The 14,665-nt window shown below is 42.0% G+C and carries 12 protein-coding genes; 7 read left to right on the forward strand and 5 right to left on the reverse strand.

All coding sequences use genetic code 11. The annotated features are described in order from the left end of the window. Window positions 1-142: 142 nt before the first annotated feature. From CDG62_RS06250 to bioD, 5 genes are all read left to right on the forward strand, one after another. Window positions 143-889 carry a YqiA/YcfP family alpha/beta fold hydrolase gene (locus CDG62_RS06250; RefSeq protein ID WP_087528147.1) on the forward strand — a complete coding sequence of 249 codons (747 nt, stop codon included), beginning with the start codon at window positions 143-145 and terminating at the stop codon, window positions 887-889. Window positions 890-994: 105 nt separating this feature from the next. Further along, window positions 995-2,314, forward strand: coding sequence for an adenosylmethionine--8-amino-7-oxononanoate transaminase (gene bioA / locus CDG62_RS06255; protein ID WP_087528132.1), 1,320 nt, complete (start codon window positions 995-997; stop codon window positions 2,312-2,314). After that, complete coding sequence (locus CDG62_RS06260) at window positions 2,311-3,468, forward strand: 8-amino-7-oxononanoate synthase (RefSeq protein ID WP_087528131.1); 1,158 nt, start codon at window positions 2,311-2,313, stop codon at window positions 3,466-3,468. Before bioA ends, CDG62_RS06260 begins: the two co-directional genes overlap by 4 nt. A gap of 7 nt (window positions 3,469-3,475) precedes the next feature. Further along, window positions 3,476-4,255 carry a malonyl-ACP O-methyltransferase BioC gene (gene bioC / locus CDG62_RS06265; protein WP_087528130.1) on the forward strand — a complete coding sequence of 260 codons (780 nt, stop codon included), beginning with the start codon at window positions 3,476-3,478 and terminating at the stop codon, window positions 4,253-4,255. Beyond that, complete coding sequence (bioD, locus tag CDG62_RS06270; protein ID WP_087528129.1) at window positions 4,252-4,896, forward strand: dethiobiotin synthase; 645 nt, start codon at window positions 4,252-4,254, stop codon at window positions 4,894-4,896. The genes bioC and bioD overlap by 4 nt, the downstream gene beginning before the upstream one ends. Window positions 4,897-4,968: 72 nt before the next feature. On the opposite strand, the gene CDG62_RS06275 is transcribed toward bioD, so the two are convergent. The 5 genes from CDG62_RS06275 to CDG62_RS06295 form a co-directional block, all read right to left on the reverse strand. Beyond that, a complete protein-coding gene (locus tag CDG62_RS06275) occupies window positions 4,969-5,385 on the reverse strand; it encodes an ExbD/TolR family protein (RefSeq protein ID WP_087528128.1) in 417 nt (138 codons plus the stop codon). 18 nt (window positions 5,386-5,403) lie between these two features. Continuing rightward, entirely contained in the window at window positions 5,404-5,829 is a 426-nt protein-coding gene (locus CDG62_RS06280; RefSeq protein ID WP_087528127.1) for an ExbD/TolR family protein, read from the reverse strand. An 18-nt stretch (window positions 5,830-5,847) separates the two neighbouring features. After that, window positions 5,848-6,729: a MotA/TolQ/ExbB proton channel family protein gene (locus CDG62_RS06285; RefSeq protein ID WP_087528126.1), complete on the reverse strand. Its 882-nt coding sequence runs from the start codon at window positions 6,727-6,729 to the stop codon at window positions 5,848-5,850. Between the two features lie 35 nt (window positions 6,730-6,764). Then, window positions 6,765-7,463 (reverse strand): energy transducer TonB, encoded by a 699-nt coding sequence (locus CDG62_RS06290; protein ID WP_087528125.1) that lies wholly within the window; start codon window positions 7,461-7,463, stop codon window positions 6,765-6,767. Window positions 7,464-7,604: 141 nt separating this feature from the next. After that, window positions 7,605-10,286: a TonB-dependent receptor gene (locus tag CDG62_RS06295; RefSeq protein ID WP_087528124.1), complete on the reverse strand. Its 2,682-nt coding sequence runs from the start codon at window positions 10,284-10,286 to the stop codon at window positions 7,605-7,607. 761 nt (window positions 10,287-11,047) lie between these two features. Between CDG62_RS06295 and CDG62_RS06300 the strand changes: the two genes are divergently transcribed. Both CDG62_RS06300 and CDG62_RS06305 read left to right on the forward strand, forming a co-directional pair. After that, window positions 11,048-12,832 carry an ABC transporter substrate-binding protein gene (locus CDG62_RS06300; protein WP_087528123.1) on the forward strand — a complete coding sequence of 595 codons (1,785 nt, stop codon included), beginning with the start codon at window positions 11,048-11,050 and terminating at the stop codon, window positions 12,830-12,832. 17 nt (window positions 12,833-12,849) lie between these two features. Next, complete coding sequence (locus CDG62_RS06305) at window positions 12,850-14,658, forward strand: ABC transporter substrate-binding protein (RefSeq protein WP_087528122.1); 1,809 nt, start codon at window positions 12,850-12,852, stop codon at window positions 14,656-14,658. Window positions 14,659-14,665 lie beyond the last annotated feature (7 nt).

A 14,665-nucleotide genomic window follows, 5' to 3' on the forward strand; every position in this document is an offset into this window, starting at 1 on the left:
CTGAAAAGTATTGACTTGATCTTAGCAAATTTTAAGGCGCTAAAGTGCTGATATTCTCAGATTCAACTCTGAACTTCTCCAGCTCAATTTAGTGCTTATTCAAAAGGCTTGCTTTGCAATGGAGTCTGATGTTTCATACTGTTTGAAATTTATAGTTTTAGAGTCGGCATTGAATCAACGTATTTTACTCATCACAGGCTGGGGTGGTGGGACCAAGTTACTGCAAGCTTTGGCTCATGCTTTGCAGCACAAAGGCCATTCGGTTGAGCTGATCAATATTTTTAATGGATTGGATACACAGGTGTTGCAGCAACATGCTGAACAAGCCAAAGATTTTGATGTCTTGATCGGTTGGTCTTTGGGGGGACAACTGGCGACTTTATTGGTCGAAGCTGTGGAAAAGCAGTATCAACAGCAAAAAATATTAATCACTTTGGCTTCAAATCCGTGCTTTGTGGCGCATGAAAACTGGCAAACTGCAATGAGTCCAGCGACATTTCAAAGCTTTAAACAATCCTTTGAAGTAGATGCGATTGCAACCTTAAAGAAATTTGGATTTATGGTGTGCCAAGGGACGGCAACCACCAAGCAAGATTTTTTACAGTTGCAAAGTTTGATTCAGCCTCAGTCTTTAGATCTGTTAAAACATGGATTAAATTGTTTAGAACATTTAAATACGGTTGAGATCTTACAAAAATATACGGGACATCAACTCCATCTGTTGGCCAAGCAAGATTTTTTAGTTAGCTACAAAGTCTTGGATAATTTAAAAGCTTTAGGTGCAACTTTTTTAGATTCAATGCTTGTAAGTGGTTCACATGGACTTCCAGTTTTTCATGTCGATGAAGTAACTGACCAAATCTGCCAATATTTACAAAAAATGGCTTAAACAATTCGCTGAGTGGCGGATATCGCAATTTCTTTTTGATGCGCGCAGGTTTAAGATCAGTCAAATTGAAATTTTGCTGTAACTGTAGTCGATATGGAGTTAAGGATGACTGAAATTCATGCCAAATTGGATGCTGAGTTAGATGATTTAGCATTTGATCGAGAACATATTTGGCATCCTTATACCTCGATGACCAATCCGCTCCCTACCTTTAAAGTTAAAAAAGCTTTTGGTTCAACCATTGAGCTAGAGGATGGTCGTCAGTTGATTGATGGGATGTCTTCGTGGTGGTGTACCATACACGGCTACAACCATCCTGAACTGAATCAGGCTGTGACGGATCAACTGCAAAACATGTCGCATATTATGTTTGGTGGTTTTAGTCATGATCCCGCCATTCAATTGGGCAAATTACTGTTGCAAATCACCCCGCCAAGTTTAGATAAAATTTTCTATGCAGACTCAGGTTCTGTTGCAGTTGAAGTGGCGTTAAAGATGGCAGTTCAGTATTGGACGTCGCTTGGGAAACAAGGCAAAACCAATTTTGTCACCCCACGTTCGGGCTACCACGGTGATACATGGAATGCGATGTCGGTCTGTGACCCTGTCACAGGGATGCATCAAATTTTTGGCTCAAGCTTACCCAACCGTATTTTTGTTCCTGCACCGCAAGTTGCCTTTGATGCAGCATGGGATCAAGAGGACATTCGTGAGCTTGAAAACACCTTAGCAACACAGCATGAAAGTATCGCTGCGCTCATTATTGAGCCGATTGTTCAGGGTGCAGGCGGGATGCGTTTTTATCATCCTGAGTATTTACGACAGGCCAAATTGCTCTGTGAAAAATACGGTGTTTTACTGATTTTTGATGAAATTGCGACGGGTTTTGGGCGGACAGGGAAACTCTTTGCTTGGGAGCATGCGCATGTCGAACCTGACATTATGTGCATGGGTAAAGGTTTGACAGGCGGCTATATGACTTTGTCTGCAACCTTAACCACAAAGCATATTGCTGAAACCATCAGTCGAGGCGAAGCGGGTGTGTTTATGCACGGCCCAACGTTTATGGCCAATCCCTTGGCGTGTGCGGTGGCGGCGAAAAGTACAGAACTCCTCATCTCACAAGATTGGCAAAACAATATTCAACGCATCGAAACACAATTGCATAGCGCTTTGACACCTTTGCAGTCACTTGAATATGTCCATGACGTTCGTGTACTGGGTGCCATTGGTGTGGTTGAACTGACCTTTAATGTGGATATGAAGACCTTGCAACAGGAGTTTGTCCGCCGGGGTATTTGGGTACGGCCGTTTGGAAAACTGGTTTACGTGATGCCCCCTTATGTAATTACCCCACAAGAACTCAGAACCTTACTTGAGCAACTGGTTGAAGTGGTCATGCAGATGCAGGAGCCTGTTGTATGAAGCATATAGAGCATTTTGCAACACAACTGGATGTGCTTAAACAGCAAGGCAATTTGCGTCAGTTTACGCCCAATGTGCAGCAGGGACGGATGATTCGAATCCATGATCATGAGATGTTGAATTTGGCATCGAATGATTATCTAGGATTGGCTGCAAATATCGAATTACGAGAGCAGTTTTTCGATGAAACACCGAATGCACAGCGCTGGATGAGTTCAGCTTCTTCACGTTTATTGACGGGTAATTTTCCTGAATATGAACAGTTCGAGGCTAGCTTAAGTCAGGCTTTTCATGGTCGAGCTGCTTTGGTATTCAACAGCGGCTATCACATGAATATTGGTATTTTACCTGCATTAGCGGACAGTAAAACCTTAATTCTGGCTGATAAATTAATCCATGCTAGCATGATTGATGGTATTCGTTTATCGACAGCGAAGTTGGTACGTTATCGTCATAATAACTTGGCACATTTAACCCAACTTTTGCAGAAGTATCATGCCGATGATGCTTTTGAGCGAATCATTGTGGTGACCGAGTCCATTTTTAGTATGGATGGTGATGAAACCGATTTGGCTGAACTGGTCCGCATTAAAAAACAGTTTGAAAAAGTCATGCTCTATGTCGACGAAGCACATGGTATTGGTGTGCGTGGTGAGCAAGGTTTGGGTTGTGCCGAGCAATACCAAGTGATTGATGAGATCGACTTTTTAGTTGGTGCTTTGGGTAAGGCTATGGCTTCAATTGGTGGTTATCTGATTTGTCATCCTGTGATTCGAGACTATCTCATCAATACTATGCGCCCACTGATTTTTAGTACGGCACAACCGCCGATCTGCATGGCGTGGAGTAACTTTATCTTACAACAAGTCTTGCAGTTAAATAATTCACGTCAGCATTTACACAGTATCAGTCAGCGCCTACAGCAAGCAGTTCAGGCCAAAGGTTTTGATTGTCCTTCAACGTCTCAAATTGTGCCTGTGATCATCGGTGATTCGAGCAAAACGGTGGAGAAGGCGAAAGCTTTGCAACAAGCAGGTTTTTATATTATGCCTGTACGACCGCCGACTGTGCCGCACCATAGTTCTAGACTACGTATTTCCTTGACCGCTCAAGTTCGCCATACTGATTTAGATCAGTTGATTCAGTTGTTGTGAGTGAGTCGTGAAAAATTCAGAGATTGATAAATCCCAAGTCGCATTGCGCTTTGCTCAGGCAGGGCAAAGTTACACTGAGCATGCGATTGTGCAAAAGCAAATTGCACGACGGCTTTTTGATTTAATTCAATGTTACACCGTTAAAACGCAATTTGAGCGAGTGTTTGAAATTGGTTGTGGTTCAGGCAATTTAAGCCATCTTTTGCTGAAAGATTTCCAAATTTCACACTATTTACTGAATGACTTATATGCAGAGGTACAACAACACTTTCAGGGTTGTTCAAATATAGACTGGTTGTTGGGTGACATTGAACAGCTTATTTTTCCAACTCATTTAGAACTGATCGTATCGACCTCTGCACTGCAGTGGATGACGGATCTTGCTGCTGTTTTCCAGAAAGCGAATGGCAGTCTGCTTCCACAAGGGCTATTTTGTTTTTCCACTTTTGGTGAGCGAAATTTACAAGAGATTAAGACTTTAACGGGGCAAGGTTTAGATTATGTAAATATCGAACAATTGCGCGAAAAATTGCAAAATCAAGGTTTTGAAGTTCTGCATTTGTCTGAACAGATTGAATCCTTAGACTTTGCGACACCGAAACAGGTACTCCAACATTTAAAAGCCACTGGTGTCACGGCAACTGCCTCTAACTTTCGTTGGACCAAGCACTCGCTCGAACGCTTTTATCAAGATTATCAACAGTTTTCACAACTCGATACATCAGGGCAGATTCATTATCGCCTGAGTTATCACCCTATTTATTGTATTGCACGGAGAATGTCATGACTGGATCAGTTTACTTTATCAGTGGAATCGATACAGGCATTGGGAAAACCTATACCACAGGCTATTTAGCCAAGCTTTGGAATGAACAAGGCAAGAAAACCATTACCCAAAAGTTAGTGCAAACTGGCAATGTTGATGTCTCTGAAGACATTGAACAGCACCGCAAAATTATGGGTATGGGCTGGTTTCCTGAAGATGACAGTAAGCTGACTATGCCTGAAATTTTTAGTTATCCTGCATCGCCACATTTAGCGACTAAAATAGATGGTCGTGAGATTGATTTTGCAAAAATCGAGCGTGCTACTCAGCAGTTGGCTGAAAAATATGAAGTGGTGTTGTTAGAAGGTGCGGGTGGTTTGATGGTGCCTTTAACCACAGAGTTGCTTAGCATTGACTATATTGCAGCTAAGCAACTGCCTGTGATTTTGGTAAGTTCGGGGCGTTTGGGCAGTATTAATCATACCATTTTAAGTTTAGAGGCACTGAAAAGTCGTGGTTTAGAGCTCTATGCTTTAGCTTATAATTTAAATGATGAGTCACAAGATGAACTCATTTCTAAAGATACTGCGACCTATTTAAAAGCTTATTTGGCGGCACATTTTCCGCAAGCCTTGTGGATGGACATCCCCGTATTGAAGTAATTCGAAGGGTCTCTAAAAAATAAAAAAACCGCGAACAGCAAAAGTTGTTAGCGGTTTTTTTGTCGATTTTATTTATTGATTACTCACGACTCCAATTTTTTTCACATCAAGGCGTTGAGCTGCGGCCATGACCATCGCAATGTATTTGTATTCCGTTGCGCGGTCAGCTTTGAGTTTGATTTGGTCTTGATCTGCCTTTTGAGCAACGGTTTGAAACAAGGCTTCGAGCGCTTGTTTAGACTCCACAGCTTGTTCATTCCAAAACATTTTGCCTTGAGCATCTAGACGTAATTCTACAATCTCAGGTGGTTTCTCCTGAGTCGGTGGTGGCGTACCATTGGGTAGATTGATATTAATAGCGTTGTTTGGTAGTGGAATAGTGATAATGAACATAATCAACAACACCAACATGACATCAATTAAAGGCGTCATGTTGACATCAATCATGACATCTTCATCATCTTGGTTGGAACCAACATTCATACCCATAGCTGAATCCTTCTTTGATTAAGGTGAAGAGGGCGGTGTGGTGACAAAGGCGATTTTGCCAATACCCGCTTGCTGTGTTGTACTAATGACCTGGTCAATCGCATCGTATGGCGTAAGCTGGTCACCACGAATGTGGACATCGGGCTGAGGCCTCTTTTGTGCCTCTGTCTGTAACCGAGAGAGTAAAGTGGCTTTATCGGCAATGTAACTTTCATTCCAGAAAATATCCCCATTTTTATTGACTGCAAGTTGAATATTTTCAGGTTTGGTTTCATAAGGCACATTCTTCTCTTCAGGCAAATTGACTGGCACGGTATGAACCGCAACAGGCACTGTAATGAGAAAAATAATTAGCAAAACCAACATAATATCAACCAGAGGGGTGGTATTAATTGTTCCGATTACATCATCATCGCTGTCATTTGAATTTACCGTCATTCCCATGGCTGATTCCTCATGTTCTTATTTCATGTCACGGTTAACAGGATTGTTGGTGCTGATTTCACCACTTAACAACACAGCATGCAGGTCTGAACCAAAAGTACGGACTTCTTCCATCACGGCTTTATTCCGACGGGTTAACCAGTTGTAACCAAGCACTGCTGGAACAGCCACGGCTAAACCAATTGCAGTCATAATTAAGGCTTCACCGACAGGGCCTGCGACTTTATCAATAGATGCTTGACCCGATACGCCAATGGCCGTTAACGCATGGTAAATGCCCCAAACGGTACCAAATAAACCCACGAAAGGTGCGGTTGAACCTACAGTTGCTAGAAAAGCCAACCCACCACTTAAATGGCTGTGAATTTTGTCGATGGCGCGTTGAATTGAGATGGTGACCCAAGTATTAAAGTCGATCCGTTCTAATAATGTTCCACCATGGTTTTTTGTGGATTTAATGCCTTTTTCAGCAATAAAGCGATACACACTGGCGTTATCTAAGCCTTCAGTTGCAGTATCGAGAGAGGTTGCTTCCCAAAAGTTTTTATCGGCATGTTGGCCTTGCTTGCGGATTTTGCCTTGTTGTAAGCACTTGGTGATGATGATGTACCATGTCCCAATTGACATAATCACCAAAATAAACAGCGTCACTTTAGACACCAGATCACCTTCTTTCCACATGGCCTCTAAGCCATAAGGGTTATGTACTTTTTCTGAAGCCGTAGTTGCTTTTTCAGCTAAAGGTGGGGGAACAGGTATTGCTGATTTTTCAGTCGTGGTGATTGGTGTAGTCAATGCTGTCGTGGGCGAAGCAGTTTCCTCTGCGAAAACAGCTTGTAGAGGAAGTAATGTACTCATTCCCAGTATGCTTGCTGCGGTAAAGTTTTTTAATTTTTGCATTGTGTAACTCCTAATGTTGGCTAATTTTCTTTCAATTATTCGAGAACAAATTCGTATGGGATGTCAAACCAAGCGCTTTGAGCTACGCCATCTTTCATTGCAGGTTTAAATGTGCACAAGCTATACGCTTTCGTTGCAGCACGGTCTAAAGTACGGTCACCTGTTGAACGCTTCACTTTGACTTCTTGTGCCTTACCATTGGTATCTACAAAGACCGAAATCAGTACGGTGCCAGAAATGCCACTCATCTCTGCTTCCCGTGGATAGCTTGGTGCTTTGCATCCAGCTTCACCTTCCGATACTCCACGTGTAACACCTGTGGGTTTGGGTGCAGGTGATGGAGCAGTGGCAGTCGGTGACGGAATTGGCGATGGGCTTGGAGAAGGCGATGATGCAACTGGCGTCGGCGTACTTACAGTCGGTTTAGTGACGGGTGTAGAAACTGTTTTTTGCACTGGGACTACTTTTTCTACAGGTTTGGGGTCAGGCTGTTGCGCCACTTTTTCCACCATTTTCGGTGGCTCTGGTGGAATTTCTTTAGGTGGTTCAGGCTCAGGTGGCTTGATATCTTGCAAAATGACCAATTCCACTGGTTCGGTTGAGGGTTTGACAATATCTTTTGCCAAACCTGCCATTAGCACCAAGCCAACAAGGACATGTAAGAAAATCACAACGCCAATACCTGTGAGTTTTTTGGCGGAGTTTTTTTCTAAATCTTCAAATGTAGTGCCCATAGTTACTCCTAAAATTTAAGCCAAATCTACTTTTTAAAAGCATTGGATTGCACTTGGGAAAACCCATATATATCTGGTTAAAGTTGAGCATTTATAAACATCACCACAGATTGAATACTTCAATCTGTGGTTCAGATCCGCTTAGAACGTATATGTACCTCTTACATAGAAAGTACGTCCTGTTGGGTCGCTGTAACGTGGGTCATAGCCGTATTGGAAGTTATCTAGAACATTCGATGCAGCCGGTTCTTCATCAAATAGGTTTTTGATACCACCTGTTAGGGTTAAGTTTTTGAAACCTTTATAGGTGCCTGCAATGTTGTAGAGGGTATAGTCTGGAACTTTGTGGTTATCATAGCCTTCTTCACCTGTTGCATTTTGGTCGTGATAACCTCGGAAAAATTGCTGTTCAAAAACCAGTTTCCAGTCTTCATAGCTCCAGTTGATGTTTGCAGTATGTTTCCAGCGCAGTACAGCAGGGTCATCATAAACGCCCACTAAGCCCTCCCAGTCTCCATCTTTTTCTTCTTGGTAGTCATTTTTGATGACATAGGTCCCATTAATTCCAAAGCCAAACCGACCTGTTGATGTCATAGGAGTGAGGTAGTCTAAGCTAATGTCGATTCCTTCGGTTTTGATGCCGCCAGTATTCATTAAAGTGGTATTGATGTATTGGATACGGCCATCTGCATCTCGTACAAAGCGATCTGCATATTTGGTTGGGTCTTCGAAAATGGAGGTTTCACCCGTTAAGCCAATAAGATTTTCGATTTCGATATTGTAGTAATCGACCGCTAAGACTAGGTTCTTAAGGGGCTCAAAAACAAAGCCTGCTGTAAATGTGGTTGATTCTTCGGGTTGAAGTTCAGAGTTACCACCTTGCATACGCTTAAACTGGGTATTACATTCTGTTTGATATTGTGGTGAAGTTGCTACGCCACCTGGACAGAGCACAGGGTCATCGTATTTTGCTCCAGTGTAAGTTTGGCTTTGCGGAGCATTAATTTCATATAAGCTTGGCGCACGGAAACCTGTACTGTAAGTACTTCGGAACATTAATTGTTTTAAAGGTTCCCAGCGTAAACCCACTTTCGGGTTGAAGGTGTCGCCAAAGTCACTGTAGTCATCATAACGTGCTGCAAGTTGCGCTTCTAAAGTAGAGGTAATAGGAATTTGTAGCTCTGAGAAAACGGCTGTAATGTCGCGGTCACCCTTACTGATAGGTTTGTCTGGGTCAATACCACTACCAGGGACAAGTCGAACAAGGTCTGAATTTACCTTTGCTTCCCAGTCTTGTGTGGTAAAGCTACCACCGAAGGCAAAGCCCACGTCACCCGCAGGAAGGGTGAAAATTGGACGGCTGACCGTAAAGTCAAAGGTAGTAGAGTCTAAGGTCGCATCATTGGTCGTGCCGCTGACTTCTAATGAATTCCAAACACTTGAATCTGCTGAAGGACCAAAGGGGTTAATGGTGCCGTTATCTAGCCCTTCTTGCAGTTTACTACGATTTAAATAGCCACTAACGAAACTGTCCTTTGCTTTACCTTTTGCGTAGGTCACACCGCTGTCGATGTTCCAGCCATATGCTTCACCTTCAATCCCTGCAAAAATACGATGTGATTCATTGGTTGTCTTAGAAACACGGTTACCCGCTTGTGAGCGTAGGTAGAGTTGTAAAGGGTCACCACTTAAACCAGGAACATCAGGAGTGATACCTTCCCCTGGATAGTATTGGCTTTCTTTGGGAAGTGTCACAGATCGGCTATAGACATCGGGTGCGATTGAGGTAGTGACTTCATTTTTTGCATATACATATTCAGCAATCGCGTTGAATTGGTCACTGAGTTTGAAAGTTGCACGCCCTAGTGCCGATAAGTCTTCTGTTTCTGGTTGAATACCGATCAAGGCTTGAGTGTTTAAAAAACACAGACCATCTTCCGCAACGACATTAGAAGTGTTATTACAGTTGGAATTACCGTAAGGGTTGGCTAATACACCACTGGTTGGATCATAAAAGTTAGCAGGAAAACCGTTCGCAGAGCCAGCATTGATCCCTAATTCAGGTAAAAGCCCACCACGACGGCTAACTTTACGGTCTTTAGCCATAATTTCTTTAGACTTTTGGTAGCTGATCGCACCATATACGTTAAAACCTTGTTCGTCTAAGTCGCCATAGCCACCAAAGATAGAGACATCGTATTCTTCTCCTCCTTTTTCTTCTGGTTTGAGTACACCACTGCTGATACCGAAACCTTCATATTGTTTTTTGGTAATGAAGTTAATCACCCCAGCAATGGCATCGGCGCCATATACCGCGGATGCACCATCTCGAAGGACCTCAATTCGTTCAACCATTGCTAGAGGAATCGTATTGAGGTTGGTTTCTGAGGTGCTAAAAGGGCTATAAGCCAAACGGCGACCGTTTAATAATACTAAGGTTTTGTCTGGACCTAGGCCACGCAAGTTAGCTGTTGAACCAGAGGTATTACTTGCCCCCACGTTTTGCGCGGTTGTGTAACCGGCTTGGTTGGCACTAATTTTGGTTAAGGCTTCTTCGGCAGTTGTGACGCCTTGTTGAGCAAGCTCTTCGACTTTAATGACGGTAATGGGTGAAGAACTTTGAGCTGCAACTCCTTTGATAGAGGAGCCAGTGACAGTCACTTTAGCAACTTTTTTAGTTGGTTCTGTTGAGACTGAGCTTTCGGTTTCTTCTGCATGAGCTAAAGACAAACACATCATACTTAAAGTCAGGGTACTTAGTTTAAGTAGTGATTTGCTGATGGTTGGGGTCCCCATAGATCGAACAAGTTTGTTTTTTTGCATCGTAAATTCAACCCTTCTTTTTCTATATTTAGCGGTATTGCTGTGCTGAGGGAGTGCAAGGCAAATGCCAACTTTCAGGGATAGACAAAAGACTGTGAATTAAGTTATTGGAAAATATTGTTTTATTTTATTATTTAGATGTATTTATGTAACTTGACTTCATTTTTCTGGAGTTTATAAATTTTAAATGGCAAAAAATTACTTATAAATTGATTAAAAAATAATCATAAAATGATTATTCATATAATAAGTGATCAAAAATGAGTCGTGAATTTTTGACTTTTTAATACAAAATTTGATTTTTAGTTGTATTGAAATATTTACATTTATCTTTAATAAATAATAACTTGTGATGTTTTATTTAGCTTTTTACATTTCTTGCAATGTTCGAATTTGAATCATTGGTGTATTAAATCTGTGCAATAGTTTATTCAAACCGAATGTTTAAAAATAGCTACTAATTGGCAAAATATTCCGATGTGATTTGAATCTCTCATTTATAACTAATTAATATCCATAAATTTTTCTTACAAAATGTTAAATTAGAATGATAAAAAAATAGGCGTGGCATGATATTCGCTTTGTTGCTGAGGTGAATATTTGCCCATGTCCGTTTTTTAAATTTTGATAATTAAAATTTAATATATAAAACATGGGTTTATGTTTTAAGTTCTTGTCGGTGTTGTCTTAAAAATATAATACTGACATTGAACATGGATGGCATGAGATCACCTTGCTTAAAAAAAAAGATGTATATAGGTATGAACTTGAATTCAAAAAAACTGAAGCTTGCTGCTTTATCCCTTGCGATGGGTTTTGGCTTTTCTGCCTATGCAATGTCGCCTGCAGATCCAAACAAAGTATTAAATATCGCTTATGAAGCGCCTGATGATGGTTTTGATACGGTTAAAACCTATAATTTTTATAGTGGTAGTATTGCCCAAGCCATTTTTGAACCGCTTTTAAAATACGATTATTTGGCACGTCCAGCTCAATTGGTTCCAAACACAGCAGTGTCGATGCCAAAAATAGAACAAGAGGGCAAAGTCTATATCTTTAAAATTCAGCCCAAGATTTATTTTAGCGATGATGTAGCATTCAAAGGCAAGCAGCGAGAGTTGGTAGCGCAAGATTATATTTATTCCATGATGAGGATTATGGATCCGAAAAACCGCTCACCGACTTATTCTTTTATTGAGGGCAAGATTGTCGGTGGAGATGCTGCTGTTGCCCAAGCCAAGAAAACAGGTCAGTTTAATTATGATGCTACGATTTCTGGCCTAAAGGCGATTGATAAATACACATTGCAGATTACATTAACCCGTCCAGACTATAACTTTCCCTATATTTTGGCTTATGCCACATTTGGCGGAACAGCACGGGAAGTAGTGGAGTTTTATGGGGATCGAATTGCGCAGCATCCAGTGGGGACAGGACCTTATCAGTTGAGTAAATATGTACCGCGGAGTCGTATTGAGCTGGTAGCAAACCCGAAATACCGTGGTTTTATTTGGAACTTTAAACCTACAGGTTCGAGTTGGGACAAGCGTCTGACCAAAGAGATGCAAGGCAAAAAAATGCCGCAAATTGGTAAAGTCAATGTCAGTATTATTGAAGAAGAGCAGTCACGTTGGCTTGCATTCAAATCGGGACAACTCGACTTTGATAAACTTACGTCCAATGCGGTGCCGCAAGCCTTGAATGGTAAGCAACTCAAACCTGAACTAGTCAAGCAGGGCATTCAGCATTTTCCCAATAAAGACGCTGAAATCACCTACACCATGTTTAATATGCAAGATCCTACAGTTGGTGGTTTTGGGCTTGAAAAAGTTGCATTAAGACGCGCAATTAGTTTGGCCTATAACCAAGCAGAAGCGATTAAACAACTGTATAAAGGGCAGGCAGTGAAGTCTGAAATGTTGGTGCCTGAGGGGGTACAAGGCTTTAATCCCAACTATCGCAGCAGCGTGGCTTATAACCCGCTCTTGGCGAATAAATTACTGGATCGTTTTGGTTATAAAAAAGCGGCAGATGGTTATCGCAACCTACCCAATGGTCAACCTCTAACGCTCAAGTTTATGACCGAAAATAGTTCCAGTTCCGTGATTCAGTCTGAACTGTGGAAGAAAAATTTAGATGCCATTGGTATCCGTGCCGACTTTGTGGTGAGTAACTTTGCCGATAACTTAAAAGCTGCGATGCAATGTAAGTATATGGTTTGGGGTGGGGCTTGGATTGCGGATTATCCTGAAGGGGAAAACTTTGCTCAATTGCTGTATGGACCCAATTCGGCGCAGGGCAATCTCAGTTGCTATCAGTCCAAAGCCTATGATGCACTTTATACACAGGCGATGACCTTGCCACCATCTCAGCGACAACCATTTTATGAAAAACTCAGTCGCCAAATTGAAGCGGATAATCCATGGATTATTCATAACAGTCGCATTCGAAATTGGTTGTTACATCCACAAGTTCAGGGGTTTAAAGCCCATCCGATGATGAATACCAACTGGCAATATCTTGATATTCAGCCCGTAAAAAAATAATTGAGATATCGAACACAATGAAAAATCTAAATCAGAAATTTAAACGATGGGGGCTGAGCATTCTGGCAGGCAGCATTCTGCTGAGTAGTTCAGTTTCCAGTTTTGCGCAAAGTCCTGCAGACCCGAAAAAAGTTTTACGTTATGTTTTTCCTGTGGCTGAAACAGGCTTTGACCCTGCGGGCGTGCATGACTTGTACTCTGCACATGTTAACGGTTCGATTTTTGAAACTTTATTTACTTACGATTATTTGGCCTCACCTGCGAAATTGGTACCACGAACAGCTGTAGCTTTACCTGAGGTGAGTGCAGATGGATTGACCTATACCATTCGTTTGCAAAAGGGGATTTATTTTGCTGCTGACCCCGTGTTTAAAGGTAAAAAGCGTGAGCTGACTTCGGCCGATTATGTATATACCTTTAAGCGTTTACTGGATCCGAGCTTGCGTTCACCCAACAGTTGGTTGCTTGATGGGCGAATCTTAGGGATGGAGGCTTTGCTGAAACAAGCACAGAAAACAGGGGAATTCAATTACGACCAACCTATCGCAGGCTTACAAACACCAGACCGTTATACCTTGGTCATTCGTCTGACTAGCCCCGATCAGAACTTTCCGATGCTGCTTGCGCATCAGCCTGCAGGTGCAGTTGCACGGGAAGTCATCGAAAAATATCGTGACAAAGCGGGTTTTGTGATGGGGCATCCAATAGGTACAGGGCCATATATGCTCAGCCGTTGGACGCCAGGTTCGCGGATTATTTTAAAGGCCAATCCTGATTTCCGAAGTTTTGTTTGGAACTTTAAGGCCAGTACGCCTGAAGACCAAAAAATCGTCAAAGCCATGCAAGGCAAAAAGATGCCACAAATAGGGGTGATTGATATTCAAGTGATGGAAGAGGGCCAGTCGCGATGGTTGTCCTTTATTAAAGATGAAGTAGATTTGTTTGCCCTTGATGGTGAGCTGACAGTTCAGGCCTTACAAGATGGGAGACTAAAACCTGAGTTGGTTAAGAAAGGTGTACAGTTGTCAAGGATCACGGACCCTTCGATTGACTATCATTATTGGAATATGCAAAACCCAGTGGTTGGCGGTTTAAGTAAAGATAAAATTGCCCTGCGCCGTGCTATGGCGATGGCTTTTTCAGCCGATAACTATATCAATATTTTACAAAAAGGTGATGCGCAAAAACTGCAAGCACCGATTCCAAGTGGTGTGATCGGTTACGATCCCAATTATCGAAGTAGCATTCCTTATTCAGTCAAAGCAGCAAATTTATTATTAGATCGTTATCACTATAAAGTCGCTGCTGATGGTTGGCGTACTCAGCCGAATGGGAAACCTTTGGTGATTGAGATGACGCTTTCGGGCAATAATTTACGCAGTCAACAACAGGCCGAGTTTTGGAAAAAAACTTTAGATAGCATCAAAATCAAAATGACCACCAAGTCTCTGCCTTTTGCTGAAGCTTTGAAATTAGAAAAACAATGTAAAACCATGTTTAAGGCATCAGCATGGATAGCAGACTATCCTGATGCAGATAACTTTATGCAGTTGTTTTATGGCAAGAACATCAAAATCACCAACAATGGCTGCGCCAAAATTCCTGAATATGACCGCTTATATGAACAAGCTCAGAAGATGACACCGAGCCCAGAACGCGATGCGATCTACGCCAAAATGTCACGCCTGCTGGAAGTGTATATGCCTGTGCAGGTGATTGGCGCACGTTATCGAAATATCTTGGCACAACCGCGTGTGATTGGATTTAAAAAGCATCCCATACTGCCAGCAGAGTGGATGTATATCGATATTGATTTGAAGAAATAGAAATTAA

Source organism: Acinetobacter sp. WCHA55, assembly GCF_002165305.2.
Taxonomy (GTDB): Bacteria; Pseudomonadota; Gammaproteobacteria; order Pseudomonadales; family Moraxellaceae; genus Acinetobacter.